This is a genomic window from Winogradskyella aquimaris (genome assembly GCF_042676105.1).
Lineage (GTDB): Bacteria > Bacteroidota > Bacteroidia > Flavobacteriales > Flavobacteriaceae > Winogradskyella > Winogradskyella aquimaris.
On record NZ_JBHTJQ010000012.1, the window covers coordinates 1 to 3,982 of the forward strand.

The 3,982-nt window shown below is 56.6% G+C and carries 1 protein-coding gene; it reads left to right on the plus strand.

Translation table 11 applies throughout. From position 1 onward, the window contains the following. Nucleotides 1-3,981, plus strand: a 3,981-nt coding sequence (locus tag ACFQ1K_RS09955) for a T9SS type B sorting domain-containing protein (protein ID WP_449361584.1), incomplete at its 5' end; no start/stop codon positions are given. Nucleotide 3,982: the final 1 nt, after the last annotated feature.

The window sequence follows — 3,982 nt, forward strand, 5'->3', positions numbered from 1 at the left end:
CCCTTACCTTTATTGGTGGCTCCGACGGCCTTGGAGGTATGTGATGATGGCACGCCTGACGGACTGACGGAGATAGACCTTAGCCTGAAGAACGGTGAGGTAACGGGCAACAACCCGGGCTATTCGGTAGGCTACTACCTGACGCAGGCCGATGCCGACGCTGAGGTGGACCCACTGCCGGTTCCGTATACGAACATCAGCAACCCTCAGACGGTCTTCGTTCGTGTTGAGGACACCGCGACGGGCTGTTACGACACGACGACGCTCGAGCTGGTGGTGGAGCAGGCCCCTGTGGCTAACGTTCCGCAGCCCCTGCGCTACTGCGACCCCGACAATGACGGGTTCGGCGTATTCGACCTAACGGACGCGGACAACGAGATCACTGGAGGTGTTGCCGGTCTGACGGTAACCTATCATGAAACTTTTGCCAATGCAGACAATGGTGTAGATGCCGTAGATACGACGGTAGACTACAACAATATAGTGGTCAACACGCAGACGCTCTACGCGCGTGTTGAGAGCGCGACGATCGCGACGGACTGTGCAACGGTCGTCCCTTTGGTGCTGGTCGTTGAGCCGACGCCACAGCTCACGGACCCTACGCCATTGGAAGAGTGCGACGATGCCTCGGCCGACGGGTTCGCGCTTTTCGACCTTACGAGCAAGGCGGCCGAGATATTGAACGGTCTTGATCCCTTGCAGTACACGGTAAGCTATTATGAAACAGAAGATAATGCCAATCAAGGAAACAACCCGATAGCTAACCCGGTGGCCTATACGAACACTACGGCCAATGGCCAGGTCATCTGGATACGGGTCGAGGATACCGCTACCGTAGGTGGCTGTTACAAGGTCACGAGCCTTGAGCTGATCGTCAACCCGTTACCGGTATTGGTACAGCCGATGCCGTTGGAGCTCTGTGACGTCAATAATCCTGGGGACGAGCAGGAAGCATTTACCTTGGAGGACGCCGACGCGGAGATATTGAACGGGCAGACCGGGATCACATTGACGTACTATGAGACCCAGGCGGATGCGGACAGCGGCGCCAACCCGATAACGAGCCCATATGTGAACACCAGCAACGCCCAGACGGTTTACGTAAGGGCGGAGAACGACGCAACGGGCTGCTACAGCACCATAACGCTGACCCTTCGGGTGGATCCCGTTCCATCGCCGGAACCCGACCCTGACCCGATCGAGGTCTGCGACGATGACAATGACGGCTTCGCCGAGTTCGACCTTGAGATCCGTACCGTGGAGATCACCAACGGTGAGCCAGATGTGGTGATCACCTACCATGAGACCCAGGAAGAAGCGGAACAGGGCACCAATGCCATTACCGGGCTTTATACGAACATCGTGGCCAACAGCCAGATGATCTACGTGCGCTCTGAGAATACGATAACGGGCTGTTACAGCCTGACCCAGAATACCCTTGAGCTGATCGTGGTGCCATCGCCGGAAGTACCGGCGGCCCTGGAGCCATTGGAGATCTGCGATGATAACGGTGACGGGATAGCGCAGTTCGACCTGACCGAGCGCGATGCCGATATATTGGGGACGCAGGACCCTGCAGGGGTGACGTTGACCTACCACGTTACGGCAGCGGACGCCGAGACGGGTAACAACCCGATCGTGAACGAGGGGAACTATACGAACACATCAAATCCCCAGACGATCTATGTAAGACTTTACAGCCCGGCCACGGGATGCCAGGACACGGGAGAGTTCGAGATCTTGGTACAGTTGCCACCAGTGCCGGTACAGCCGACACCGTTGGAGCTGTGCGACGACCTCGGTGAGGTGCCCGGGGATGAGGTAACGGCCTTCGACCTAACGGTCAAGGACGACGAGATCACCGGTGGCAATGCAAGCTGGTCGGTGGCCTATTACGAGACGGCTGCCGATGCACAGGTGCAGATGGATGCCATACCGGACCCGACGCAGTATACCAATACCTCGGTCAACGGCCTTCCGGCCAACCCACAGACGCTTTACGTGGTGGTGACGGATACCGATACTGGCTGTGTAGCTTACACAACGATGACCATAAGGGTACTGCCCAACCCTACACCGACACCTAGCGAGCAGCTGCCGGACCTGGAGCTTTGCGATGACGTCAATACGGGAGATGGGGTAGAGGTCTTTGACCTTACGGAAAACGAAGTACTGATCCTCAACGGTGAGGCAGGGGTAACACCGACGTACCATGAAACGGCTGAGGACGCGGATTCGGGGGACAACCCGATAGCCGACCCGACGCAGTACACCAATGTAGGTACGCCGGAACAGGATATCTACGTAAGGGTGACCAACGACGTCACGGGCTGTTATGCGGTAGTGGACTTTACCATAAGGGTGTACCCGTTACCGGAGGTAGTGGCAGTGACGGACTTTATACAGTGCGAGCTTAATACGGACGGGTCCGATAGCTTTGACCTTACGAGCAAGGATGCCGAGGTCCTCAACGGGCAGGACCCGACGCGATATATCGTGACCTATCATAGCGACCTGGCCGATGCGGAAGCAGGTATTAACGCCCTGGTGAGCCCGTATACCAATACCAGCAACCCACAGGAGATCTATGTAACGATCACCGACAATGTCACGGGCTGTTCCATCAGTACGCAGCGCTTCAACCTTCAGGTGAACGAGGCTGCGCAGGCCAATCCGGATATGGTGGATATCGTTTACGAGACCTGTGACGACAATATGGAGACCGACGGGGACCCGAGCAACGACAGTGCGCAGTTTACCCTGTCCACACAGGACGGACAGGTACTGGACGGGCAGGACCCCGCAAGTTACATCGTCACCTACTTTGCCACCGCAGAGGATGCCGAGCTGAACGTTAACCCCTTACCGGACCTTTACGAGAACGTGGTAAACCCACAGGTGATCTATGCAAGGGTGGACAACAATACGCTGGCGGTGGTGCCGATAGCACTGGACCTTACGGCCCTTACTGCAGGACTCGACCTGAACGCCGACGGTACGGTGGATACCTACGATACGGATGCCGATGGGGTGTTCGACCTTATAGACGTCGACGGTGACGGTCTATCGGACGGTATCGATGCCAATGCAGACGGGCTTTACGAGTTCATTGACGTTGACGGTGACGGTAACGGTGACCCGGTGGACCTGAACAACGACGGAACGTTCGATAACCTACAGGACGGTTCGATATGTTACGAGGTAGCGCCATTGACGCTCCAGGTGAACCCGCTCCCGAACTTTGACCTGGAGGACAGCTATGTGCTCTGTATCAATACGAACGGTACCGAGATACTGGACCCACTGGTGCTGGATACCGGTCTGTCCGCTACGGACTATAGTTTTGTATGGACCTTCAACGGAACCGAGATAGCCGGGGAGACAGGCCCTAGCCTGGTACCTTTGCAGGGAGGGACCTATGGGGTTACGGTCACGGATACCAGTACCTCGACGGAGACCAGCTGTGAGAATTTTGATGAGACCGTGGTGGTGGAGAGCGAGCCGCCGATATTGGTTGCCGAGGTGGTGACACAAGCTTTTGGGAATAACAACGTTATAGAAGCAGTGGCGACCGGAATAGGGGACTACGAGTACAGCTTGGACGGAGGGCCATGGCAGGACAGCGGGACCTTCGAGGGGGTATCGCAGGGTCTGCACGAGGTAACGGCCAGGGACAGGACGGGCTGTGGCCTGACGGTGGTGGAGGTGTTCGTGCTGGACTACCCGAAGTACTTTACGCCCAACGGTGACGGCAACAACGACACGTGGAACATAGAGGGCATTGGAAGTAGTGCCAAAATTTATATATTTGACCGCTACGGGAAGCTGCTGAAGCAGTTGAGCCCTACAGGTCAGGGATGGGACGGGACGTACAACGGCAACAGGATGCCGAGCAGCGATTACTGGTTCACGGTAATCTACGACGAACCGCTCACCGACCAGAGAAAGGAGTTCAGAGCCCATTTTACCTTGAAACGTTAAA